The organism is Bradyrhizobium erythrophlei, from assembly GCF_042430365.1.
GTDB classification, from domain to species: domain Bacteria; phylum Pseudomonadota; class Alphaproteobacteria; order Rhizobiales; family Xanthobacteraceae; genus Bradyrhizobium; species Bradyrhizobium erythrophlei.
The window spans coordinates 61732-86740 of sequence record NZ_JBHMET010000267.1 but is presented as its reverse complement, the minus strand read 5'-3'; the positions used below and the strand labels follow the sequence as shown (position 1 = coordinate 86740).

The following is a 25009-nucleotide window of genomic DNA, read 5'->3' as shown; positions in this document are numbered from 1 at the left end:
CTCGCAGTTCAGCGCTCCCTGGACCAACTATCCGGCCAACAACTTCGACGGTCTCGTCGGCGGCGGCGGCACGGTCACCGGTGTGAACCAGTTCACCTACACTGCTCAGTTCGGCAACGGCGTGTCGCTGGCTCTGTCGGCGCAGGATCAGACCCAGTACTATCAGGCTGGCGTGAACAACATCCTCGCCGGTGGTGCTTACGGCACCAGCGACTATGCTGGCACGATCTCTCCGGACCTCGTCGCGGCCCTCCGCGTCGACCAGTCTTGGGGTCTGTTCCAGGCGTCGTTCGCGGCGCATGACAACCACGCGGCCTACTATGGCGGCAGCGAGTTGACTGGCCATCCCGACGACAAGTGGGGCTGGGCTGCTCAGTTGGCCCTGTCGATCAAGGACATCCCGACCGGACCTGGCGACTCGATCAACATCCAGGGCGTCTATACGGACGGTGCGACCCGCTACAACATCCAGGATCTGGCCGGTCAGTTCGGTGCGGCCACCGTTTACGGTGGTACCAACCTGCCTGGTGCGTACCAGAGCATCGGTTTCGGCTTCGCGCCTGACACCGTGTTTGGTGCCATTGGTGGTGTGAACACCCAGCAGCAGACCATCAAGACCTGGGGCTTCCGTGGTGGCTTCAACCACAACTGGAACCCCTACTGGAGCTCCGGCCTCTACGGTGCTTACGCAGCGGTCATGTACAACGACACGGCTAAGACCCTGCTCTGCGGCGTCGGCGGCGTGGGTGGTTCGGTCCGCACGACCCTCAATGCTCTGGGCGGCGCTATCACCACCTGCAACCCCGACTACAACATCGCGCAGGTTGGTCTGATCACCCGCTGGACCCCGGTCAAGAACCTGACGTTCTCGGGCGATGTGACCTGGATGCATCTGGATCAGAAGTATGCTGGTACGGTTGTGGCGCCCAGCGCTGCCATCGGCAAGCCGGCGGCTCTGTACGAGCTGAAGAATCAGGACACTGTGACCCTGCTTCTCCGCGCTCAGCGCAACTGGTAAGACCGGTTGATCTGATCACGATCTAACAGAGCCCCCGGCGGGTCACCGCCGGGGGTTTTGCTTTTTGGCGACGCGGTGACGAGTCACGACGCCACCATGTCGCGAACCAGCGGCACCACCTTGCGGCCGTAGAGCTCGATGCTCTTCATCAGCTTCTCGTGCGGTAACGGCCCGGCCGAGTATTTCAACTGGAAGCGCGCCAGCCCGAGCGCCTTCACGGTCGCGGCAATCTTGCGTGCGACGGTTTCCGGCGAGCCGACATAGAGCGAGCCGTGATCGGCCTCCCGCACGAACTCGTCGCGGCCCATAGGCGGCCAGCCGCGCTCCTTGCCGATTCGGTCGCGCATGACCTTGTAGTCGGGCCAGAGCTCCTCGCGTGCCTGGGCGTCGGTCTCGGCGACATAGCCTGGCGAATGCACGCCGATCGGCTGCGGCTCGCGGCCGAACTGCTTGTAGGCGCGCTGGTGCAGGTCGACATAGGGCGCAAATCGCCTGGGGTCGCCGCCGATGATGGCGAGCATCAGCGGCAGGTCGTAATGGGCGGCGCGGACTACCGATTCGGGGCTGCCGCCGACGCCGATCCAGGTCTTCAGCCGGCCGTGCTCGACCGGCGGATAGACGGACTGGTTGTCGAGCGGCGGACGCAGCTTGCCTTGCCAGGTGACCGGCTCCTGTTTCAGGAGCTCGGTGAACAGATCGAGCTTCTCCTCGAACAGCTCGTTGTACTGGCGGAGATCGAAGCCGAACAACGGGAACGATTCGGTGAAGGAGCCGCGGCCGAGAATCACCTCGGCGCGGCCGTTCGAGACCGCGTCCACGGTGGCAAAGCGCTGGAACACGCGGATCGGATCATCCGAGCTCAGCACCGTGACCGCCGAGCCGAGGCGGATGGTTTTGGTGCGTGCGGCGATCGCGGCCAGCACCACCTCGGGGGCGGAGATTGCGAAATCGGCCCGGTGATGCTCGCCGAGGCCGATGAAATCGATCCCGAGCTCGTCGGCCAGCACCGCTTCGTCGACGACGTTGCGGATCACCTGCGCGTGCGGCAGCGGCGCACCGGACGCATCCTTCGTGACATCGCCAAACGTATCGAGCCCAAATTCGAGGGAAGTGGTCATTGGTCAATCCAGTTGCGGGCGGCACAGCGGGGCTGGCGCCATCGGCCCAAACAAAAAAGCCGGCCTGCGGCGCCGGGTCCCGCAAGGCCGCCCCGTTGAGGCTGCAGTTGAGATAAGGGCGAGCTAATGGCTGTTCGCGGCTGGACAAGGCCGCGCCGTGAAACGCTTGGTTTCCGCGCCTGACGGGCGGGCCACCGCAAGGGGGCGCCTCAAGCTGTCAGCCCGGGATCACCAGGAAGCCGGCCCGCGGGAAGTGCACCACGACCTCGCCGACCCGTTCGTCGGTTCGGCGGATCGCGATATGCTGCGCCGACAATGAGACGATCTCACCGCGGACCGGGATCTTGCCGTAGTCGTCAGGCATCACGCTGACGATGTCACCGGGCTTGCGTCCGTTCGGATCCGCGGGGTCGCCAAAGACAGGCGACAGTGGCTGCGTTTTTGCCGCGATCTCGAGCGCGTCGCCCGACGACATCTCGGTGCGTGTGCCGTGGCCGATCGCGCGGATGCGCTCCTCCCAGGCCGAGGCGCGCGGGAAGGGCTTCATGATCTCGGCGATCGTGGCGACGCTCTGCCGTGCGTACCACACGTTCATGTAGGCGCTGACGTCGGCAAGGCTGAAATCGCCTGATAGCCACGGCCGGCCGTCACCGAGCTGCGCCTCGATCCAATCGACATGGGCGCGAAACTGGTCGCGCATCTGCGGCAGCGCCGCGGTCATTGCGGCAACGTCGAACTTCGCGCCGCGCAGCTTCTCGCGATCCTCGATGAAATCCTTCGGGACCTTGTCGCCGATGAAGCCAAACACGAGGTTGACCGTGCTCTGGAAGAACGGACGATCGGTCCACATCCCAAGCGCCCAGGGCACGCCGGCATTGCCTCCGGGAAACAGCGTCGGCGTCGGATAGCGCTGCTCCAGCTCGCGGATGATGATCTGGGTGTCGCAATAGATGTCGGCGCCGATCTGCATCGTCGGCGTGCGGCGATAGCCGCCGGTCATCGGCATCAGGTCCGGCCGCGGCATGATCCGGGAAATCCGCACCGAGTTCCAGGCCAGCTTCTTGTACCCGAAGATGATCCGGATCTTCTCGGAGAAGGGCGACTGGTCGAAGTGATGCAGGATCAGTGTCGGCTCGGACATGGACTCCTCCCGGGATATGGGCGCGGTCTCCGCGGACCTTGTTGTCAAGCCTGACAAGATCTGGGCGGATCGCAAGCCATTTTCCGGGGGAATGACGGTGACGCCGGAGTGTCAGAACGACTCCGCCCAGGGTCGCAGATCGAGCTCGAGTGTCCAGGCGCTGCGATGCTGGTGGTGCAGCACCCAATAGGCGTCGGCGATCGCGGCGATGTTGAGCAGCCCGTCGGGCCCGCGATCGTCCTTCAGCTGCGGCCGGGCGCTCAACACGCGATCGCCTTCGATGCCGCCGTCGACCACGACATGGCCGACATGGATGCCCTGCGGCCCGAACTCGCGCGCCACGCTCTGCGCCAGCGCGCGCAGCGCGGCCTTGGCTGCGGCGAACGGCGCGTAGTTGGCCTTGCCGCGCAGCGAGCCGCTGGCACCCGTGAACACCAGCGTGCCGCCGCCGCGCGCGAGTAATGCCGGGATTGCGGCCTGCGCGAGCTGGAACCCGCCGAGCGCGTGTTCGCGCCAATGCTCTTCGAAGCGTTGCTCGCTCACCTTAAGGAATGGTGCGGGCCGGTTGGAGCCCGCATTATGCACGGCCATCGCCAGCGGCGCGAGCCTCTCGGCGGCCTTGATGAACCGGGCGACATCGGCGGCGGCCGAGGCATCGCCGACCACGTGGGTCACGCTGGCGCCATCAGCGGCAAGCTCGGCTGCGGTGGCAGCCAGCTTCTCGGCGTTGCGGCCGGCGATCGCGACGGGATAGCCGCCCGCGGCGAAGCGGCGGGCAATCGCCGCGCCGAGGCCATGTGAGGCGCCGACGCCTGCGATCAGCACGCTTCCCTGCACGGCAGTCGGCTCGAGACCGGATCGATCATTCATCGCTTGCTCCATCAACGCGCCCGCGCCGCAGGCCTGGTTCACTCTTTCGACGCCATCGCGATGATCTCATCGCGGACCGTGCGCAGGACGGCATCGGACCTCTTCTGGTCGGTGATGACGCGCGAGATCGCGAGCGCGCCGATCATGGCGCTCACCGCCAATAGTGCGCGTTCTTCGCCATCGTCGCCGAGCATGCGCGCCACCTTGGTGACGAACGCCTCGATGTAGGGCTCCATCACCGCGCGGCATTGCTCGTCCGCGCGACCTACATCGGAGATCAGCGCCGCGATCGCGCAGCCGGTCTTGCGGGAGTCGCGATGGGCGCGGCTGAGATAGCTTCTCGCCATTGAGCTCGCACTGACAGGCTTGCCAGGGTCGCGCGACGCGCGTGCGGCGGCTTCGCCGGCGGCGAGCGCCTGTTCCAGCGCCTCGGCGATCAGATCCGAGCGCGAGGAAAAATGGCCGTAGAAGCCGCCATGGGTGAGATTCACGCGCTGCATCAGGCTGCCGATGCTGAGCCCATCCAGCCCGCCATCGCGGATCTGCGTCGCAGCCTCGTTCAGAATCCGCTTGCGGCTCCTGGCCTTGTCGGCCTGGGAATGGCCCATGTCGCCTCGTCCTCGTGTGGCATTTGACTCTCTTTCTGGATTATGACCATCATCTATTAGGATGACAAGTATCATCCAGAATTGGCCAGTCACAAAGATGGGAGGAACGGATGTCCGGCAGCACGAGCGAGGGGCGGGTTCGCCACGAACGGCATGATCGTATCCTCAAGATCGTCATCGACAATCCCGCGAAGAAGAACGCCTTCAGCCCGGAGATGATGGCGCAATTATCCGACGCGCTGACGCTGCTTGACCGCGACGACGATCTCTGGGTCGGCGTACTCTGCGCCGCAGGCGACAACTTCACCGCCGGCCTCGACATGCCGAAGTTCTTTGGCCCGACGGCGACGCGCAAGCCGTTGCCGGACGGCAATATCGATCCGTTCGGGCTGTCGAACCGTTGCCGGAAGCCGATCGTCACCGCGGTGCAGGGCATCGTCTTCACCGTCGGCATCGAGATGATGCTGGCCGGCGATATCGTGGTCGCCGCCGACGACAGCCGCTTCTGCCAGATGGAGGCCAAGCGCGGCATCGCGCCGCTCGCCGGTGCGCATTTCCGTTACATCAGCCGTGCCGGCTGGGGCGATGCGATGTATCACCTGTTGCTGTGCGACGAGTTCTCGGCTCAGGAAGCACACCGCATCGGCCTCGTGCAGGAGGTGGTGCCCGCCGGGCAGCAGACCGATCGCGCGATGGCGCTGGCCGGGATCATCGCGCGCAATGCGCCGCTCGGCATCCAGGTGACGAAGGAGGCGGGACGCAAATTCATCGAAGCCGGAGAACAGGCGGCGATTGCGATCATCCCGCAGAGCCGCGAGCGCGTGCTCAACACCGCCGATGCGGCTGAAGGCATCAAGTCGTTTGTGGAACGCCGTGCCGCCGTGTTCCAGGGGCGTTAATGCGTGTCGACCGGCCCACGAAACGTCATCGCGCTCCATCGTCTGATCGGGCGCGATCGTTCCTCGACAGCTGGTTCATGCTGCTCCGGATCATACGCTAGTCACGCTAGCGAACATATTCTGTGGCATTGATGTCGCAGCCGCCTGCGATAAATCGCGACAGAGTCACGACGACTCTTGTCGAGATTCGTCGAATCACCGAGATTCGTCCTTACCGAATTCAATACATCCTGCTTTGACTCAAGCGACCAGCAAGGTGGCGCATGACAAGTGCACGTGTGATTGTCGTAGGGAATAACAAGGGCGGCTCCGGCAAGTCGACAATTGCCATGCACGTCGCCATTGCGCTGATCAAGGCCGGTCAGAGCGTCGCCACCATCGATCTCGACACCAAGCAGAAGACGCTCACCCATTACGTCGACAATCGGCGGGACTGGGCGCGGGAGGCTTCGCTCGATCTGGGCGTTCCGACCCATATGTGCTTCGAGACGGTCGGTGGCGGCGTCAGCGAGGTCGAGACGCTGGGGCGCAGCGCGCTGAGCGAGATCGTCGAGCGGCTGGGCCGGACGCACGATTTCGTGGTCATCGACAGTCCCGGCCATGATAATTATTTGACGACGTTCGCCCACTCGCTGGCGAGCACGCTGATCACGCCACTCAATGACAGCTTCCTCGATTTCGACGTGCTTGGCACGGTTGATCCGAACGACTTCAAGGTCACAGGCATCAGCCATTATGCGATGATGGTGGAGGAGGCCCGGCGCCAGCGCAGCCTCAGCGAGCAGCCGGCATTTGACTGGGTCGTGCTGCGGAGCCGGCTGTCTACCCTCGGTTCGCGGAACAAGCGCCTGGTCGGTGAAGCCTTGGGTGAACTGTCGAAGACGCTGAACTTCCGGCTGGTTGATGGCCTGGCGGAGCGGGTGATCTTCCGCGAATTCTACCCGCGCGGACTGACTGCGGTCGATGACGTCAGCCAGATGACGCTCGGCGCGCGGCCGACCATGTCGCATATCACGGCACGGCTCGAGATGGAGCGGCTGATGACGGCGATCGTGTTCGGCCACCTGATCGTGCGGCTGCGGGATTTGTCGGACGCGAATCGCACCGCGGCGTGACGACACCTTGCTATCGGCAATTGGCGTTCCCGGCAGCGGCAACGATCAGAAAGGTGATCGTTGCCGGCGTAAAGGTGATCGTTCCAGCTGCGGTTGCCTCACCGTTGAGCGCCGGAAGCTGGTCTGTCGCGTCAAGCATCAGCGGTCGGCCGTTGAGCTGAACGGTCGTGTCGTGATTGTTGCCGGCCAGCGTGTAGCGTTGCGAGGTGCGTTGCAGTGCGAGCTCGTGCGACGCCTTTCGATCATTGTTGATCACGAGCAGGGCGACGCTATCGGCCAGGCCGCGTGCGCAATGCGCGTAGACGTGAAGGCCGGGGCGAGGCGCGCTGCCCGGATCCAGCACGGTCGTTCCCATTAATCGTCGCCACAGCAGTGCGCCCCAATAGTTCGGCCGCGGCAGATGCGTCCGTTCGTCGAGCAGGCCGTAGTCGCTGGCGGCGAGCGTATTGTGCATCGCGACCTGCACGCCGGCTTTCGCGAGCCGCCCGAGCTGATCGAGATAGCGGAAAGTGTCGGTGAAGGTGGCGGCCCAGCGGTTCCCGCCGCATGCCGTTTCCGCGGTCTCGGTCAGCCAGATCGGCTTGCCGGGCGTGGCGCGATCCCGCAGGGCACGGTAGAAGGCGAGCGTGTTGTCGGTTCGGGCGAGCCAGTCGTCGGAGAGTGCGGCATCCGCCGTGCGATCACCGCCGCACCGTGCCGAGAGCGCCCCATAGTGATGATAGGAGACGACATCGACATTTTGTGCGGTGGCGTTGAAGAGGGTCGCGGCATCGGCTCCAGTGCCTGCGGTGCCGGGACCCAGGATCGTCACATCGCCTGCCGCCCGCGTCATGAGCGTGCGGAACGTGGCGAAATCCCGAGCGTAGGCCGTCGCGCCATAACCGTCGGGCGCACCGCCGACCGCCGGCAGGTCAGGCTCGTTCATGAACTCGGCGGCGGCGATCCGCCCGCCGATCGATCGGGTGAAGGCGAGCAGGTGCCTCGCCTGATCCGGTGTCCAAAAGCCGCCGGCATCGCGGGTGCCGGCACTGATCGCAAACGACGTGACGATCGCGGCATCGACCGCGCGCGAGAACTCGATCATGCTGCGCCATCGCTGCGGAGTCAGCACACCCTTGAAGCCCGCGGGCGGTGCCGCCGGCGGACTGCCGGAGTCCGCGAAGTAGGTGCTGTTGGCCCAGGTTCCGCTGACGCGCAGATAGGCGGGCGACAACGCCGCGGCCAACCTGCGCAACCTAATGTCGCCGAGGTCGATCGGGGCGCGTTCCGCGAACAGGTCGGGATTCGTATCGGCCTCCGCATCGGTTGCAGTGTAAGGCCGCCAGAAGCGGCCGCCGGTCACCTCGACCATCTCGATGTTGTAGGACTGGAAGCGCGGGTCGATCGTCGCAACGCGCGGCATGCCCGCAACATCGAGCGTCGGTTCGGCCGCGAGCGTCGTCGTGGAGATCAAGGCAGCCGGGATCAGCGCGACGATGCGCGCGAGGCGTCGAAGCCGACTGGTCCGGCGATTGTCCTGCACGGGGTCTCGCGGCGTTCCGAACTCCGGTCCGGGTCAGGATGCCGTCGTGTTCCCTGAGAATCAACGCACAAACGGGAGGTGCCGTTCTTCCGCGATCCGGTCCCCCATACGCGGATGATGTGGTCGCGGATCAGCACTCAGCCGCAAATCGGGTAACGACAGGCGGCTTGCTCTTGTCTTGGAAGCCCGAGGCGCATCATCGTGCCGCCAGGCTGGACTCCACATTCTCAAGCAAGGCAAGCAGGCCTCGCAGAATGGCGATTGGAGGCGGAGGACAGCCCGGAATATGGAGATCAACCGGCACAACCGCGGAGACCCCGCCGACGATCGCGTAGCTGCCGGCAAAGCATCCGCCGTCCCTGGCGCAGTCACCCACGGCGACCACCCACTTGGGATCGGGCGTGGCATGATACGTGCGTTCCAGCGCCTCGCGCATGTTCTTCGTGACGGGGCCGGTGACGAGCAGGACGTCGGCATGGCGAGGCGAGGCGACGAACCGAATTCCGAACCGTTCGACGTCGTAATACGCGTTGTTCAGCGCGTGAATTTCCAGCTCGCATCCGTTGCATGATCCCGCGTCAACCTCGCGGATCGAGAGGCTGCGGCCGAGGCGTCGTCTCGCCGAGCGGCCGACCAGGCCTGCGAGCTCCGCAAGCGCGGCGTCGTCCGGGCGTGGCGCCTGCTCGGTCAATGGCTGGCGAAACAGGCTTGGAAACAGAAGTTTGCGCATCTCGTCCAGCCCTCAGAGGTCGTGCCCGGAATAGGAGCAGTTGAACGATTTGTTGCAGAGCGGAAAATCCGCCACGATGTTGCCTTCGATGGCGGCTTCGAGCAGCGGCCATTGGAACCATGATGGATCGCGCAGATGACATCGCTCGATCCGGTCGCCGCTCAGGCGCAGCCATGCCAGGATGTCGCCCCGGAAGCCCTCGACGATCGCCATCCCTTCGGTCGGCTCGGACGCGTTTCGCAACGGCACCCTGACCGGGCCGGCCTCGAGCCGATCCATGATCTGATCGACGAGTGACAGGCTCTGCTCGACCTCGCGGATTCGAATCCAGACGCGGGCGTTGACGTCGCCCTCGTCGAGCACCGGCACCTCGAAGCGCAGAACGTCGTAGGGGCGATAGCCCGGCCCGCGGCGTGCGTCACGAGCGCGACCGGACGCGCGTCCGACATAGCCGCCGGCGGCAAATTGGCGGGCGAGCGCCGAATTGAGGATACCGGTGCCGACGGTGCGGTCCTGCAGCGATGCCGTATTGTCATAGAGATCGACCAGCGCAGGAAAGCGCCGGCGGATGTCATCGAGTGCGGTCCGGATCGCGGCCGGTCCATCTCCGCTGATGTCGCGGGCCAGGCCACCCGGCACAACGACGTCGCGGAGCAGGCGGTGACCGAACGCGGCTTCGGCCGCGCGGAGAATGCGCTCGCGCAGCACGCCGCAATGCGCGTGCATCAGAGCAAACGACGCATCATTGCAAATGGCGCCGATGTCGCCGAGATGATTGGCGAGCCGTTCCAGCTCGGCCATCAGCGCGCGTAGCCAAATCGCGCGGGGCGGCGCGGCAATCTGCAGCGCGGCCTCCACCGCTTGCGAGAACGCCAGGCTGTAGGCGACCGTGCTGTCGCCGGACACCCGGCCTGCGATGCGCACGGCCTGCTCGGGACTGGTTCCTGCCATCAGCGCTTCGACGCCCTTATGGGTGTAGCCAAGCCGCTCTTCCAGCCGGACCACGGTTTCCCCCATTGCAGTGAAGCGGAAATGCCCGGGCTCGATGATGCCGGCATGCACGGGACCGACCGGAATCTGATGCAGGTTGTCGCCTTCCGCGGCAAGGAACGGGTAGGGCGATGCGTTCGGCGATGCCTCGCGGCGGTCGCCGAGCGGAAAGCGAGCCTGCCATTGGCCGTGATCGAGCCAGGGACGGCCGTCCGGCGCGCCGATCGCCTCCAGCCCGAACAGGTCATGGATCGCGCGCTCCAGTCGCTGCGCCGGGCGGTGATGGGCCGCGATCGACGGATAGCGGTGATCGGGACAATCCAGGCTGATCACGCCGATGTCGGCAGTATCATCGTCGACAATGGCCATATGCACCCGCGACGGTTCGCCCCAGAGCCCGAGCAGGCTCCAGCGGCCGTCCGCAAGCGCGCCGGCGGCAGAGCGCCAGACGTCGTCGCCCACGACTGCGCGCGGCCATGGGTGGTGCCGTTCAACCTCGCGCCCCGCCCGGATCACTTCGATCAACGACGGCATATCCCGTTCTCCCTCGCGCTAACCCAGGAGGTTGGCGACGTGCTGGAACCAGACGACGAGCGGCCCCGGAAGGTAGATGCCCGCTGTCAGGACCAGCGCGAAATGCGCAAACATCGGCGCATAGGACGCTTCCGCCGGCGCAACGTTGCCGCGCGGCTCGCCGAAGGCGAGGCTCGTGAGGCGCAGGATCAACGCGCCGAATGCGAGCAGAAGACCAAGAACCAGCGGAATGGCGAGCAGGGGTTGCCGTGCGAAGGTGGAGCTGACGATCAGGAATTCGGTCATGAATATGCCGAGCGGCGGAAGGCCGGCGATGGCGATCACGCCGATCACAAGGCCCCAGCCGAGCGCCGGGTGCGTTTCGGTCAGGCCGCGGATGTCGGCAATCCTTTGCGTGCCCTTCACCTGGGCGATGTGGCCGACCGCATAGAAGATTCCCGACTTGGTCAGGCTATGCATCACCATGTGAAGCAGGCCGGCGAAGTTAGCGAGCGGGCCGCCCATTCCGAACGCGAACACGATGATGCCCATGTGCTCGATTGAGGAATAGGCAAACAGCCGTTTGATGTCGCGGCGCCGGTAAAGCATGAAAGCGGCGAACAGCAGCGACGTCAGTCCCATCGTCACCATCAGCGGGCCCGGCGATATCGCATCCGGATTGGCGGCAATCAGGATCTTGAAGCGGAGCACCGCGTACAGCGCAACGTTCAGCAGCAGGCCGGAGAGCACGGCGGAGATCGGAGTGGGGCCCTCCGCATGCGCATCCGGAAGCCAGGCATGCAGCGGCGCCAGGCCGACCTTGGTGCCGTATCCGAGCAGCAGGAAGATGAAGGCGACATTGAGCAGCGCCGGATCGAAGGTCGCCGCGCGGTTGATCAGGAGCGTCCACACCATGGCATCCTGGCCCTCGCCGACCACAGGCCGCGCAGCCATGTACACCAGGATGGTGCCGAACAGCGCGAGCGCGATGCCGACGCTGCCGAGGATGAAATATTTCCATGCGGCCTCGAGCGCGGCATGGGTTCGGTAGATGCCGACCATGAGGACGGTCGTGAGGGTGGCGACCTCCACCGCGACCCACATCAGGCCGATATTGTTCGACACAAAAGCGAGGTTCATGCCGAACATCATGACCTGGAACATGGCATGATAGAACCGAAGGTAGCCCGGCGTCAGCCGCCCGGTCTCGATTTCGTGCGCAATATAGCTTGCGCTGAAGACGCTCGTGGTGAACCCCACGAAGGTGTTGAGCACGATGAAGACGATGTTGAGGTCGTCAACCAGAACGTATTGACCGGGCTGCGGGCGCTCGACGACGAAGAGCGAAAGCGCAGCCAGGAGCGTACTGAGGCTCGCGACAATGTTGAGCCCGGCACTCAGCCGGTAGCCGGGGAGCGCCGCAAGCACCGCCGCGGCGACGATCGGTATCAGCAGGACCAACGCGGCTGCATCCGACGCTGCGCTCATGGTCGTTCCCCCCTGAACTCATCCAGGGCGCCGACGTCGACGGTGTCGAACCGCTCTCGAATGCGGAACAGGAACACGCCGATGACGATGAACGCGATCAGGATCGAGAATGCCACGCTGATCTCCACGACGAGCGGCATGCCCTTGGCGCCGGTCGCCGCCAGCACCAGCCCGTTCTCCAGCGACATGAAGCCGACGACCTGGCTGACGGCATTGCGTCGGGTCACCATGACCAGCAATCCCAGCAGCACGACCGACAGCGCGAAAGCGAGATCCTCGCGCGCCAGCGGGTCGGCCGTGCCGGTGACCCGCAACATCAGCACCATGGAGAGGGCGACCAACCCCATTCCCGCCAGCATGGTGGGGCCGATACCGACCGCGGTTTCGATGTCGCGATGAATGCCGAGCTGCTTAATGATGCGATGCAGCGCCACCGGGATGATAATGGCCTTGAAGACGAGCGCGATCACCGCCGTCACATAGAGGTGCGGTGCATGCTGGACGTACGCCTGCCAGGCGACAGAGAACGCGAGCACCAGGGCATGCAGCGCGAAGATGTTGAGCAGCGCGTAGAGACGGTCCTGGTACAGCATCATGAAGCTGATCAGGACGAGGCCGCCGGCGAGCAGATGGGCGATGTCAAAGGCGAGGTTGTTCATCAGAAGCCCTGTGACACGAAACGAAGCAGCGTACCGAGCAGGCCAAGCATCAGCGCCGCGCCGAGGAATTCGGGAACGCGGAACACCCGCATCTTGGCCGTGGCGGTTTCGAATAGGGCGAGCAGAAAGCCGGCGATCGCTAGCTTGAGGACGTAGGCGCCGACGCCCACGAGGTAGGACATCGGGCCCGCGCCGACGATCGTGATCTGCCACGGAAAGAACACGCAGATGATCAGGGAGACGTAGAGCAGGAGTTTGAGAAACGCGCCAAATTCGATCATGGCAAGGTGGCGCCCGGAATATTCGAGGATCATGGCCTCGTGCACCATGGTCAGCTCGAGATGCGTCGCCGGATTGTCGACCGGGATGCGCGCATTCTCGGCGAGCGCCACCATGATCAGTGCGATCATCGCCATGCCGAGCGAGACGCGCAGTCCCACTTCGGACGAGGCCATGAAGGTCGCGACGGTCGAGAGCTGGGTCGAACCGGCAATGAGCGCCACGCAGAACACCATCAGCAGCATGGCGGGCTCCGCCAGTGCGGCGATCATCACCTCGCGGCTGGAGCCGATGCCGCCGAAGCTGGTGCCGACATCCATGCCCGCAAGCGCGAGGAAGAACCGCGCGCTTCCGAGCAGGGCGACGATCGCGATCAGGTCGGCGCTCCAGTTGAATTGCAGGCCGGTCGCGAACGTCGGGACGAGCGCCGCGGCAACCCAAATGGCGGCAAACGTCACGTAAGGCGTGACGCGGAACAGCCACGACGCGTTCTCGGCGAGCACGACCTCCTTGCGAAGCAGCCGCAGCAGGTCACGGTAGGGTTGGATGACGGACGGACCTCTCCGGCGCAACAATCGGGCCTTGATCTTGCGCACGAAGCCGGTCAACAGCGGCGCGAGCAGCAGTACAAGCGCCATCTGCCCCAACTGCACGAGCATGTCTGAGATCACGACCATATTGCGAGCACCAGCAGCAGGGTGACCAGGGTCGCGAAGACGAGGCTGAGATAGCGGCGGATCGTCAGGAACTGGAGCTGGTTCAGGCGATCGGCGAGATACCACACCGCCTCGGTCAGGGGCGCGTACAATCCCTCCCAGATCGGGTCGTGCATATCGACCTTGAGGCGGGCCGGCCGCAGCTCGCCCGGCGGCGGCATGTCGACATGCTCGCGGGCCTGGAAAACCAGCGTGCCGAAAACGCGACGGATCGGCTGCACGAAGCTGGCGCCCGAATACTGTGCCGCCGGTGTCGGATCGGTGAAGCCACAGCCCCAGGCCGGTCCTCGCCTGATCGCGCGTGATGCGAAACGATGGATGAAGTAAACCGCAAGCGACGCCGCCGCGGTAATGAAGACAAAGACCAGCAATCCATTGTAGGAGCTGCGGCTCTCTTCGATCGGAACGATCGAGAGCCAGGGGACGTCTGCCTGGACCGGCATGCGGTGCCTGAGCAGGGCCCGCGCAACCGGTGTTAGGCCGTCGATCACCAGTCCCGGCAGAATTCCGGCGAGGAAGCAGAGCGTCGCAAGGCCGAACATCGCGGCGAGCGAATAACGATCGACCTCGCCTGCTGCTTCTGCAACCGGGCTTCGCGCGCGGCCGAGGAACGTCACGCCGAAGGCCTTTACGAAACATGCGGCCGCAAGCGCTGCCGCCAGCGCCAGCAATGCGCCGACCGCGGGCACCATGATCTTCAGGCTCCATTGCGGCAAATCGGGGCTCTGCAGCACGGCCTGGAAGATCAGCCATTCCGAAACGAACCCGTTCAACGGGGGAAGTGCCGAGATCGCGGCGCAGCCGACGAGAAAGACGAAGCTCGTGGACGGCATGCGGTGGATCAGGCCGCCCAGTTTCTCCATGTTGCGTTCGCCGGTGGACGACAGCACGGCGCCGGCCCCGAAGAACAGCAGGCTCTTGAAGAACGAGTGGTTGAGGACGTGGAATAGCGCCGCCGTGAAGGCGAGGGCCGCAGCCAGCCCGAGGCCGTTCGCCTGAAACGCCAGTGCAAGGCCGAGGCTGACGAAGATCACTCCGATGTTCTCGATCGTGCTGTAGGCGAGCAGACGCTTGAGATCCTTTTCCATCAGCGCATAGAGGATTCCCAGGACGGCGGTGGCGCCGCCGAGGACCAGCACGACGACGCCCGACGACCAGGTGGGCGGTCCGAGCAGATCGAACACGACCCGAATGAATCCGTAGATCGCGACCTTGGTCATCACCCCGCTCATGAGCGCCGAGACATGGCTCGGTGCCGCGGGGTGGGCGAGTGGCAGCCACACATGCAGCGGGACCAGTCCGGCTTTCGATCCGGCGCCAAGCAGCATCAGCGCAAGCACAAGCGCAGCTTCCGATGACGAATGCTGGACCCCACGAATCGCCGCAAATCCGTAGCCGCCCCCGGCTCCCGACAGCAGACCAAACGCCAGCAGGAGCGCCAGCGTCCCGAAGCTTGCCATCACGAGATAAACGTATCCGGCTCGCGCATTGTCCTCTTCGCGGTGGTGCGCCATCACGAGCGCCCACGATGCCAGCGACATGAACTCCCAGCACAGCAAATACGTGAACGCGTCGTCAGCGAGCACGACGAGGTTCATCCCGGCCAGGAATGCCGGAAAGAAGGGGAGGACGCGGTGGGGCGCAACTTCGTGGCTGCCGTAGCCGATGCCGTAAAGACTCGCGGCTGCGCTGCCGAGATTGACCACCGCAAGAAAGAATGCCGCGAGTGCGTCGAGGCGGAAATGCGCTCCCAACCAGGGCAAACCGACGGGCAGCACCATTTCCGTCGGGCTGGCGTCGCCGACGAGCGAGAACAGGGCGCGCGCCAACGCGACCAACGAGATCGCGAACGTCGCACCGTAGATGATGACCGTCGATTGGCGCGACCTGCTCGTTGCGATCGCAAGGACGGTCGTCCCCAGCAGCGCGGCTACACACCATAGCTGCTGAGCGACCGCCGGGATCATGCCCCCACCTTCGGCGAGCTTGATCCGGCCTTCAGCCGCACGCCGCGGCCTCCGCCGCTGCTGATCGTGCCCTCATTGATGACTTCGACGCCGGCCGCACCGAGCGCATCGATCAGTTTCACCAGCGAGTCAACGTTGCCCCGAATCGTGCCCTCGCTCGCCTCCATGCGCTGGATGGTCGGGACCGAAAGCCCCGACAGTTCGGCGAGCTGCCGTTGGTCGATACCCAGCAAGGCCCTGGCGGCCCGCAGCTGCGCTGCAGTGATCATCGGTGTGGCCGTCGATTGAGATTCACGCCCGTTTGAATGTCATCTATGCACGACAAGTAATGATGTAACAATAGCAATAAATGATGTTTTAAACATCAGTGTGGTGCGGCCGTGTAGGGCGGCGGGGCTGACGCATTCACGTGGCGATTCTTCGATAGACCGCTGCAGCCCGGCGCAGGAGCTGGCTCTTGCGTTTTCGTTCGTGGATCTTTTCCTTCTTGTCCCCGTGCTCCCCGGCCGGCTCCGGATTGTCTGCGCGCTCGACGAGTGCCCGGCGGACATCCGCGTCGTTCAGTTCGCCGAGGATCTGCTGCCCCTTGCGCAAATGCTTCAGGACGGTACGCCACGGAGCATAGTCCTCCGCGGGCAATCCTCCTTCGGAGAACTCGATGGCGTAGCGCAGCCGCTTGCTTGCGAGCCGCACGTCGTGCCGCTTGTTCTTGCCCATGCCCTGCAGGCCACGGCTCTTGCGCCTGAGCTTCTGGTGCCATCGCGCAAGGCGATGCGCGTGATAGACCGACACCGGCACGGCGCGTAGCTCCGCGGCCTTGCGATCCTGCCTTGCCGTCCACGGCCCGCTGCCGACCCAATCCCACATCGCTTCGAACCACAGCCGATAGCGTTCGCTTTCCAGCGCATCACTGAGCTGCTCGAAAGCATCGGCGTGGGCCGCTTTGAGCACGCGCTCCTCGGGCGAGCCCTTGCTGTTCTCGATCGCGACGTCGAGGTCGCGCGTCGCGCCGAGATACGAGCTCAGCCATTTCAGCTCCGATTTCAGCCGCGTCCATTCGGTGTCGGCCACCATCCGCCCGTAAAAGGCGATCGCGGCCTTCAGCCTCGTCAGCGCGATACGGGTGTGATGGAGCGCGGCGGCGTCGCCGGCGCGGACGGCGTCGTGATTGATAGCGACCTCTTCGAGGCATTCGGACAGGATCAGACGAAACGCGGTCTCGCAACGCATGGCCTGGCTGAGATGGCGTGGCCGCTTCGGGCGGGCAGCGCGCTCCTTGGCCGGAATTGTCGATAAACTCATGACTTTCTCGCGACCCGTCGGAGCCGCAACGCGACAGGCGGCACCCTGGCTCCAAAGCTTTCCGGTTTGATTGATTTCGATCAAGGGCTTTCTGAGCAGGGGTGACGCAACGATGCTGCAAAGCGACAAAAATGCCTCGTTCGCGCAACCGGAGCGGGCGACCCGGCGGAGGAGCGGGGCTGCGCGAGTGCAAGCCGTCAGTTGGCGCAACGAAAAATCAGCTTGATATTTCGCATGCGAAATATATATCGAGACGGTGATGAAATCGGATCGTCGGCTGATCTTTCTTCTGACCGTGGGATATCGGCGGCTGCAGCGGTCGATCGAGCACGAGATGCTTGCGCACGACCTGACGTCGGCACAGTCCGGTGTGCTGTTCTATCTCGGCCGCAACGACGGCGCGCTGATCGGCGACGCCTCGCAGGCGCTGGACATCGTGCCGTCGGCGATGACGGGGCTTGCCGATCGCATGGAGCGCTCGGGCCTCGTCAAGCGCAAGCGCGACGGCGCCGATGGTCGCGCCCAGCGGCTCTATTTGACCGCGGCGGGGCAGGATCTCGGCAAGCGCGCCGCGGCGCAGGCGAAGGCGATCAACAGCAGGCTGATGGATGGATTTTCCGACGTGGAGATCGAGGTGGTCTCCCGTTGGCTCACGAGCCTGCAGGACAAGTTTCCGAAGGACAAAGACGCTGGCAAGCAACAGGAGTGATGCCATGGGTGAATTCGTCGACGTATCGCTGGAAGCAGGTGTCCTCACCGTCACCATGGCGCGTCCGGACAAGAAGAATGCCATCACCAACGCCATGTATGGCGCGATGGCGGATGCGCTGGCGCGTGCGGAGACTGATCCCGCAATTCGCGTCGTGTTGTTCCAGGGCAATGGCGACAGCTTTACCGCGGGCAACGATCTCGCCGACTTCGCTGCGGTCTCAAAGGGCGCAAGCGGCGAGCGCCACGTGACGCGCTTCCTCGCCAACCTGGCCGCGGCGACGCGGCCGCTGGTTGCCGCAGTGCAGGGCAATGCCGTGGGCGTCGGCACCACCATGCTGCTGCATTGCGACCTTGTCTATCTTGCATCGAACGCCCGGCTGATCACACCGTTCGTCAACCTCGCGCTGGTGCCGGAGGCCGGCTCGACCTATCTGCTGCCGCAGCGCATCGGCTATGCGCGGGCCTATGCGATGTTTGCGCTCGGCGAGCCCATGGATGCAGAGACCGCCGTTTCCATCGGCCTCGCCAATGCCGTGGTGCCGCCGGACGAGCTCCGCGCCAAGGCGCGGGCGGCGGCCGAGGCACTGGCGAAGCGGCCATCCGGCTCGCTCCAGCACACCAAGGCGCTGATGCGCGATACCGCAGGGATCACCGCGCAGATCGCGCGCGAGAGCAAGATCTTCCAGGAGCGGTTGATGAGCGCCGAGGCGCGCGAGGCCTTTGCCGCCTTCGCCGAGCGGCGCCCGCCGGATTTTTCCAAGGTCGCCGGATAAGCGTCCGGCCTTGCGGCGAACAATCATGGCACCGTCAACGGGGTTGACGGCGCCGCCGTGATCCAACATCAGCTTCGGCTGCAAACCGCAGTCTGCGAGGCGAGGCATGAGCGATAGTCACACCCTGCGCGGCGACAGGATCGCCGCGACCATCCGGGCTGATGGCGCCGAACTGTGTTCGCTCAAAAATGCCGATGGCGCCGAACTGCTCTGGCAAGCCGGCCCGCAATGGCCTCGCCACGCACCGCTGCTGTTTCCGATCGTCGGCAAGCTGAAGGGCGACACGCTGCGCCACGACGGCAAGAGCTATCCGATGACGCAACACGGCCTTGCGCGGGATCGGCGATTTGCGTGGGTGGAGCAGGGGCCTCGGTCCTGCAAGCTCGCGCTGACCGACGATGCGGAGACCCGTGCGCGCTATCCTTTCGCGTTCGGGCTCGAGGTCACCTACACGGTCGACGGCGCCGATCTCGAGGTTGCCTTCGAGGTCATCAACACCGGCGACGCAATACTGCCGGCCTCGCTCGGCGGCCATCCGGCCTTCAACTGGCCGCTGTTGCCCGAGCTGTCGAAGGACGCTTACACCCTGACCTTCACGAATGACGAGTCTGCGACGATCCGGCGCCTGAAAGACGGCCTGATGCGGCCGCAGCCCGAGCCAAGCCCGATCCAGCGCACGACACTCGCACTGTCGGAGCGCCTGTTCGACGACGACGCCATGATCCTCGATCAGGTCGCAAGCTCATCAGTCCGCTTCGCCGCCGATCGTGGCCCGTCGATCGAGGTCACCTGGAGCGGCTTTCGTGAGCTCGGCATCTGGTCGAAACCCGGCGGCGCGCCGTTCCTGTGCATCGAGCCCTGGCATGGGTTTGCGAGCCCGGCCGATTTCGACCGCGAGTTCGCCGACAAGCCGGGCCTGATGCATGTCGCGCCGGGCGCGCGACGCTCGCTGAGCTATCGCATTCGTGTTGCTTGAGCGCGCTGCCTGTCGCGGTTGCGCGCTTTTGGTCAATCGGCTCTGGTGCCGAGCGCGCTCACTGACGGAGCGTTGTCGTGCGGCCACGCGGCCGCGGTGAGCCGCGAAACGAAAACTGCCATGAACTGCCGGAATCGGTCTTGCGTCCCGTGCGGGCCGGCGGCAATGGTTGGGATGCACCCCTCAAGCCGTTTCGAGGAGGTCTGATGTGACCGAGCCCCGCTATCCACGCGACCTCCGCGGCTACGGCCGTAATCCGCCTGATCCGAAATGGCCGGGCAGTGCCCGCATCGCGGTGCAGTTCGTCGTCAATTTCGAGGAGGGCGGCGAGAACAACATCCTGCATGGCGATCGCGCTTCGGAGGCATTTCTGACTGATGTGCTGGGCGCGCAGCCCTGGCCGGGCGCGCGTCATGCCAATATCGAGTCGATGTTCGAATACGGCTCGCGCGCGGGCTTCTGGCGGCTATGGCGGATGTTCACCGAGCGCAAGCTGCCGACCACGGTATTCGGCGTCGCAATGGCGCTGAAGCGCAATCCGGAGGCTGTCGCCGCGATGCAGGCGGCGGGTTGGGATATCGCAAGCCATAGCCTGCGCTGGGTCGAGCACAAGGAGATGTCGGAGGCCGAAGAGCGCGCGGAGATCGCCGAGGCGATCCGCGTCCACAGCGAGGCGACTGGCGCGCGGCCGCTCGGCTGGTACACCGGCCGCTCCTCGATCAACACGCTGCGGCTTTTGATGGAGGCGGGGGGCTTGCGCTACCTCTGCGACTCTTACGCCGACGATCTGCCATACTGGATCAGGTCACGCGGGTCGGAGCCGCATCTCGTGATCCCCTATACGCTCGATGCCAACGACATGCGCTTCATCAACCCGCAGGGTTTTGGCGGCGGCGACGAGTTCTTCACCTATCTGAAGGACAGTTTCGACGTGCTCTACGCCGAGGGCGCGACGTCACCGAAAATGATGTCGATCGGCCTGCATTGCCGGGTGGTCGGCCGTCCCGGCCGTGCCGCAGCGCTGATGCGCTTTCTCGATTATGTCCAGAAGCATGACCGGGTCTGGGTGCCGACCCGGCTCGCGATTGCCGAGCACTGGCACGCCAATCTGAAGCATCTCGCCGCCGACGCGTTCGACATCGGGTAAATGCGCGCGCGTTACTGCGTTCTATCGAAAATTCCCGCGGCGGATGCCGTCAAACACGTAAAGTCGCCGGAGCGTCATCTCGGTGTAGCAATCTAGCTGCGCGAGGTCGCGGCTGATGCCGCGGTGGCGCGTCGATGCGCGATCTCGTGTCGACGCGCGATCACTGTGCTCACAATTTTGTTACCGGATATTTCCGACGCGATGCGCCCGCAACGGACCGCGTCATCGTACCTTTAAGCAAGTGACAAATCTGCGACCTAACGTCGCTGCGCACTCGATCCCTGCCGAACGAACTCCCGCTTTGAAAATCCAAACAGAGGGCGCGCCATGCTTTCCAAGCTGACACGACGTTTACGCGATCGCACTGTGGTCACTGCCGCAATCCTGTCGCTGATGGGATATGACGTCTACGCAATGGACAACAACGCCCTCGGTGGGGCCAATGACAATGGCCACCGGACCGAGAGTCCGATCAAGCATGTCATTGTGATCCTGGGTGAAAATCGTACCTTTGACCACGTCTTCGCGACCTATGAGCCGTCTCACGGCGAGCGCGTCGACAACCTGCTGTCGAAGGGCATCATCACCCGCGACGGCCAGCCCGGTCCGAACTATGCGCGGGCGGCGCAATTCTCGGCCGTCGTCAACAACACCTTCTCGATCAGCCCCGGCCAGAAGAAGCCTTACAACAACACCGACAACAAGTTGCAGGCGCCCGGGACCTCCTATGCGCCGCAGGCCTGTTACACCAGCATCAATGAAGCTGCGCTCAACGGCCCCGGGTGCTTGTCGACGCTGGCGCTCGCCCAACAGGCCGACTACGGCCTGAACCAGAAGGATTTGCCGCTGCTGACGACCGGGGCGACAGGAATCGCAGGCAATTCGCCCGACAGCCGCATCCTCGACTACAACAATCTGCCGAACGGTCCCTATCCGCTGGTGACGCTGGCGCAGGGCAACGAGAGCCCCTCCAGCCTCTACCACACCTATGGCGGCAGCCCGGTGCATCGCTTCTATCAGATGTGGCAGCAGCTCGACTGCGATGCCGCCAAGGCGACGCGCCACAATCCGAGCGGCTGCCAGGCCGACCTGTTCCCCTGGGTCGAGGAGACGGTGTCGTCCGGCAGCAACGGCAACCCGACGCCCAAGCAGCTCAAGGAAGGCGATATCGCAATGGGCTTCTACAACGTCGCCAAGGGCGACGCGCCCTACCTGACCAAGCTTGCGCGCAAATACACGCTCAACGACAACTATCATCAGGGCGTGATGGGCGGCACCTTCGCCAACCACATGATGATCGGCTACGCCGATGCGCTTTATTATGCCGACGCCAAGGGCGACCCGGCCACCCCGGACCACGTCCTGGTTCCCGGCAGTAACCCGCCCCAATATGTCAACGAGATCGAGAATCCGAACCCCGCGCCGGGCACCAACAACTGGTATCTCAACGACGGCTACGGCGGCGGCAGCTACTCCAACTGCTCCGACCCGGCGCAGCCCGGCGTTGGTCCGGTCGTCACCTACCTCAACGCGATCCACGTGCCGCCGAACTGCGCGCCGAAAGCCTATTATCTGCTCAACAACTACGTTCCCGCCTATATCGGCAGCGGCGCCACCGATCCGATCAACAACGGCCCGTTCACCCTGCCGCCGGTCATCAAGCAGCGGCATATCGGCGACTCGCTCAGCCAAGCCAACGTTTCCTGGGCCTATTTCGGTGAACGCTGGAACGACTTCAAGACCGCGCCAGGCGAGGGCGCCAATTTCGGCGCGCTCGACCCGGTCGCCTATCTCTACTGCAACATCTGTAATCCGTTCCTCTATTCCCAATCGGTCATGACCAATGCCGTGGCGCGCGACGCGCATCTGAAGGACACGACCGACCTTTACGATGCGATCGCCAACGGCAAGCTGCCGGCAGTCTCCTTCGTCAAGCCGAGCACCTTCAACGACGGTCACCCGTCGTCGTCCAAGCTCGACATCTTCGAAGCCTTCACCCAGAAGATTATCCAGCAAGTGAAGGCCAACAAGGAGCTGTGGAAGTCCACGGCGATCATGGTCACCTTCGACGAGGGCGGCGGTTACTATGACTCCGGCTATGTCCAGCCGGTCGACTTCTTCGGCGACGGCACGCGCATCCCGCTGCTGGTCGTGTCGCGATACTCGCGCGGCGGCCACGTTTTGCATGAATATTCCGATCATGCCTCGATCACGAAGTTCATCGAACGCAACTGGCAGCTCCCCAAGCTGTCGGCGAAGACCCGGGATAACCTGCCGAACCCGGTCACGTCGGATGAGAACCCCTACGTTCCGACCAACCGGCCGGCGATCGGCGACCTGTTCGGCAACTTCAACTTTGCCGACCGGCACGACGACGATGACGACGGGGACCGCGACTAGGCCTTCTCCTCGTTCCTGCATCACCTGGCGGCCGGCCAAAAACATGGCCGGCCACTGCTTGACGCGAAGCCATCGCTGCTCGGAGTGATGATTTGAAAACAAGCGTACAACAGCGCGCCGCGCCGTCGATGGAGGCGGCGCGGCGCGCCTTCGCGAATGGCGATCTGTCGGCGACGGAACGGATATGCGCGCAGGTCCTGTCCGCGGACGCCGCTGACTGGGCTGCATGGGCACTCCTGACCGAGACCGCGCTGCTGCGCGGCCGTCATGACGCGGCGATCGTCAGCGCCGATCGCGCCATCGCGCTTGCCCCCGACAACCCGATCGCCCATGTGCTGCGGGCAAAATGCCTGTTCCTCGACGGCGAGGCGCGGGCGGCCTGCGAGAGCGCGGAAATCGCGGCGCGGTTCGCCGCCGCGGCGCCGGAAGCGCTCGATGCGGTCGGCGCCATCTTCGGCTTGCTCGGATTGCAGAGCAGGGCGCGCGAATTCCTCCGCCGTGCGATTGCACTCGCGCCCACAGTGCCGCAATACCTGTTCAATCTCGCCGCGGCGGAGCGGATGATCGGTGCGCTGTCTGACGCCGAGACGCATTGCGACGCGGCGATCGCGCATGACCGACACTACGGCCTCGCGCATTATCTGCGCTCCGACATTCGCATCCAGACCGCTGAGCGCAACCATATCGAGGAGATGGAATGGCTGGTCCGCGAGGGCCGGCTTGCGCCGTCAAGCGAAGTCATGCTGCGCTTTGCGCTCGGCAAGGAATGCGAGGACCTCGAGCTCCATGACCGGGCCTTCGATCACGTCGCGGCCGGTTGCGACCTGCAACACCGTTCGCTTGGCGACGATCCCGCCGCGGCGGTCAAGGAGATCGACGGCATCATCGCCGCGCACACCTGGGACTGGATCGATCGTGCACCGCCCGGCTATGCCGCCGCGGCGCCGGTCTTCGTCACCGGGCTGCCGCGCACCGGGACCACGCTGGTGGAGCGCATCATCGCCAGCCACTCGCAGATGCACTCGGTCGGCGAGACCAGTGCGTTCGCAGCCGAAATGCGCCGTGCGATGGCGGACCACGCGGGTGGCCGCGATCTCGAGACAGTCGGCAAGCGTTACATGGAGGCGGCCGCAACCCTCCGCGTGCCGCCGAACGCGCGCTTCATCGACAAGACGCTGGAGAACTATCTCTATTGCGGCCTGATCCATGCGGCGTTGCCGGCCGCCAAGATCATCCTGGTGCAGCGGCGGCCGATGGATGCTTGCTGGGCTATGTACAAGGCGCATTTCCGAGGCAAGTTTCCGTTCTCCTATCACCAGATCGAGCTCGCGGACTATGTTCTCGCGTTCCGCCGATTGTCGCAGCATTGGCGCAGCGTCCTGCCGTCGGCCGTGCTGCTCGAAATCAATTACGAGGACATCGTGGCGGACCAGGCGGCGGCGAGCCGGGCGATCATCGACTTCATCGGGCTGCCGTGGGAGGAGGGCGTCATGCGCTTTCACGACAGCCCGGCACCATCGGCAACCGCGAGCGCCGTCCAGGTGCGCCGTCCGATCTATGCGTCCTCGGTAGGCAAATGGCGCCACCATGCCGAGCGGCTAAAGCCGTTGCGCGCGCGGCTGGCCACGGAGATTCCGGAGGCGGAATTGACATGAGGCCGCGTCACCTTGCGCCGATCCTTGTGCTCGCCACGCTGCTGTTCGGCGGCCGCGCGCTGGCGCAGGTGCAGGTCGAGGGCAAGCCCGAGACCGTGCATCTCGAGGTCAACGATGCCTCGCTTCAGGAAGTGCTCGCAGCGCTGCGCGATCGCTTCAACCTGCGCTACCGCTCCGACGATGCGCTGGAGATCCGCAAGACCGGCGTGTTCGATGGGCCGCTGTTGCGCGTCGCAGCAAGGGTGCTCGAGGGCTACGACTACGCGATGACGATCACGCCGCAGGGGATCGAGGTCCTGGTCATGCGGCAGGCCGGCGCGCCTGCCGTCACGGCGACACCGGCGATTGCGTTTCGGCCCCCGCTCACGGCGGCCGAGGTCAATCGCTACAGGCGCGGGCATATCCGCTAGAT

At 64.7% G+C, this 25009-nt stretch carries 23 protein-coding genes; 10 read left to right on the top strand and 13 right to left on the bottom strand.

Translation table 11 applies throughout. The features are described from left to right. Positions 1–1018: porin (locus ACFFWD_RS40665; RefSeq protein WP_376975022.1), on the top strand; the 1018-nt coding region annotated here is incomplete at its 5' end. Between the two features lie 83 nt (positions 1019–1101). Here the strand turns inward: ACFFWD_RS40665 and ACFFWD_RS40660 are convergent. From ACFFWD_RS40660 to ACFFWD_RS40645, 4 genes are all read right to left on the bottom strand, one after another. After that, entirely contained in the window at positions 1102–2136 is a 1035-nt protein-coding gene (locus tag ACFFWD_RS40660; protein ID WP_376975021.1) for an LLM class flavin-dependent oxidoreductase, read from the bottom strand. Positions 2137–2353: 217 nt separating this feature from the next. Further along, entirely contained in the window at positions 2354–3277 is a 924-nt protein-coding gene (locus tag ACFFWD_RS40655; RefSeq protein WP_376975020.1) for a glutathione S-transferase family protein, read from the bottom strand. A gap of 111 nt (positions 3278–3388) precedes the next feature. Continuing rightward, the gene (locus ACFFWD_RS40650; protein ID WP_376975019.1) at positions 3389–4147 is read right to left on the bottom strand and encodes an SDR family NAD(P)-dependent oxidoreductase; all 759 of its coding nucleotides are present in this window, start codon (positions 4145–4147) and stop codon (positions 3389–3391) included. A 38-nt stretch (positions 4148–4185) separates the two neighbouring features. Beyond that, complete coding sequence (locus ACFFWD_RS40645; protein ID WP_376975018.1) at positions 4186–4755, bottom strand: TetR/AcrR family transcriptional regulator; 570 nt, start codon at positions 4753–4755, stop codon at positions 4186–4188. Positions 4756–4865: 110 nt separating this feature from the next. On the opposite strand from ACFFWD_RS40645, the gene ACFFWD_RS40640 reads away from it, so the two are divergent. Together ACFFWD_RS40640 and ACFFWD_RS40635 are read left to right on the top strand one after the other, a co-directional pair. Next, positions 4866–5654: a crotonase/enoyl-CoA hydratase family protein gene (locus ACFFWD_RS40640; RefSeq protein ID WP_376975017.1), complete on the top strand. Its 789-nt coding sequence runs from the start codon at positions 4866–4868 to the stop codon at positions 5652–5654. A gap of 263 nt (positions 5655–5917) precedes the next feature. Further along, positions 5918–6769 (top strand): division plane positioning ATPase MipZ, encoded by an 852-nt coding sequence (locus ACFFWD_RS40635; RefSeq protein WP_376975016.1) that lies wholly within the window; start codon positions 5918–5920, stop codon positions 6767–6769. Between the two features lie 10 nt (positions 6770–6779). Here the strand turns inward: ACFFWD_RS40635 and ACFFWD_RS40630 are convergent, their stop codons facing one another. The 9 genes from ACFFWD_RS40630 to ACFFWD_RS40590 form a co-directional block, all read right to left on the bottom strand. Continuing rightward, positions 6780–8291 carry a glycosyl hydrolase family 79 N-terminal domain-containing protein gene (locus tag ACFFWD_RS40630; RefSeq protein ID WP_376975015.1) on the bottom strand — a complete coding sequence of 504 codons (1512 nt, stop codon included), beginning with the start codon at positions 8289–8291 and terminating at the stop codon, positions 6780–6782. Positions 8292–8487: 196 nt separating this feature from the next. Next, positions 8488–9021, bottom strand: coding sequence for an NADH-quinone oxidoreductase subunit B family protein (locus ACFFWD_RS40625; RefSeq protein WP_376975014.1), 534 nt, complete (start codon positions 9019–9021; stop codon positions 8488–8490). A gap of 12 nt (positions 9022–9033) precedes the next feature. Next, a complete protein-coding gene (locus tag ACFFWD_RS40620; protein WP_376975013.1) occupies positions 9034–10545 on the bottom strand; it encodes a hydrogenase large subunit in 1512 nt (503 codons plus the stop codon). An 18-nt stretch (positions 10546–10563) separates the two neighbouring features. Continuing rightward, on the bottom strand, positions 10564–12012 hold the full coding sequence (locus tag ACFFWD_RS40615) for a hydrogenase 4 subunit F (protein ID WP_376975012.1): 1449 nt from the start codon (positions 12010–12012) through the stop codon (positions 10564–10566). Then, entirely contained in the window at positions 12009–12671 is a 663-nt protein-coding gene (locus ACFFWD_RS40610) for a hydrogenase-4 component E (RefSeq protein ID WP_376975011.1), read from the bottom strand. Before ACFFWD_RS40610 ends, ACFFWD_RS40615 begins: the two co-directional genes overlap by 4 nt. Next, on the bottom strand, positions 12671–13627 hold the full coding sequence (locus ACFFWD_RS40605; protein WP_376975010.1) for a respiratory chain complex I subunit 1 family protein: 957 nt from the start codon (positions 13625–13627) through the stop codon (positions 12671–12673). Before ACFFWD_RS40605 ends, ACFFWD_RS40610 begins: the two co-directional genes overlap by 1 nt. Further along, on the bottom strand, positions 13618–15633 hold the full coding sequence (gene hyfB / locus ACFFWD_RS40600; RefSeq protein WP_376975009.1) for a hydrogenase 4 subunit B: 2016 nt from the start codon (positions 15631–15633) through the stop codon (positions 13618–13620). The genes ACFFWD_RS40605 and hyfB overlap by 10 nt, the downstream gene beginning before the upstream one ends. Further along, positions 15630–15902: a helix-turn-helix domain-containing protein gene (locus tag ACFFWD_RS40595; RefSeq protein WP_376975008.1), complete on the bottom strand. Its 273-nt coding sequence runs from the start codon at positions 15900–15902 to the stop codon at positions 15630–15632. Before ACFFWD_RS40595 ends, hyfB begins: the two co-directional genes overlap by 4 nt. A gap of 136 nt (positions 15903–16038) precedes the next feature. Further along, a complete protein-coding gene (locus ACFFWD_RS40590; protein WP_376975007.1) occupies positions 16039–16935 on the bottom strand; it encodes a CHAD domain-containing protein in 897 nt (298 codons plus the stop codon). Between the two features lie 259 nt (positions 16936–17194). On the opposite strand from ACFFWD_RS40590, the gene ACFFWD_RS40585 reads away from it, so the two are divergent. From ACFFWD_RS40585 to ACFFWD_RS40555, 7 genes are all read left to right on the top strand, one after another. Beyond that, entirely contained in the window at positions 17195–17644 is a 450-nt protein-coding gene (locus ACFFWD_RS40585) for a MarR family winged helix-turn-helix transcriptional regulator (RefSeq protein WP_376975006.1), read from the top strand. Between the two features lie 4 nt (positions 17645–17648). Then, positions 17649–18419, top strand: a complete 771-nt coding sequence (locus ACFFWD_RS40580; RefSeq protein ID WP_376975005.1) for an enoyl-CoA hydratase-related protein — start codon at positions 17649–17651, stop codon at positions 18417–18419. 106 nt (positions 18420–18525) lie between these two features. Then, a complete protein-coding gene (locus ACFFWD_RS40575) occupies positions 18526–19395 on the top strand; it encodes an aldose 1-epimerase family protein (RefSeq protein WP_376975004.1) in 870 nt (289 codons plus the stop codon). A 208-nt stretch (positions 19396–19603) separates the two neighbouring features. Continuing rightward, entirely contained in the window at positions 19604–20542 is a 939-nt protein-coding gene (gene puuE / locus ACFFWD_RS40570; RefSeq protein WP_376975003.1) for an allantoinase PuuE, read from the top strand. 327 nt (positions 20543–20869) lie between these two features. After that, positions 20870–22942: an alkaline phosphatase family protein gene (locus ACFFWD_RS40565; RefSeq protein WP_376975002.1), complete on the top strand. Its 2073-nt coding sequence runs from the start codon at positions 20870–20872 to the stop codon at positions 22940–22942. Positions 22943–23034: 92 nt separating this feature from the next. Beyond that, positions 23035–24597, top strand: a complete 1563-nt coding sequence (locus ACFFWD_RS40560) for a tetratricopeptide repeat-containing sulfotransferase family protein (protein WP_376975001.1) — start codon at positions 23035–23037, stop codon at positions 24595–24597. Beyond that, positions 24594–25007, top strand: a complete 414-nt coding sequence (locus ACFFWD_RS40555) for a hypothetical protein (protein ID WP_376975000.1) — start codon at positions 24594–24596, stop codon at positions 25005–25007. The genes ACFFWD_RS40560 and ACFFWD_RS40555 overlap by 4 nt, the downstream gene beginning before the upstream one ends. Positions 25008–25009 lie beyond the last annotated feature (2 nt).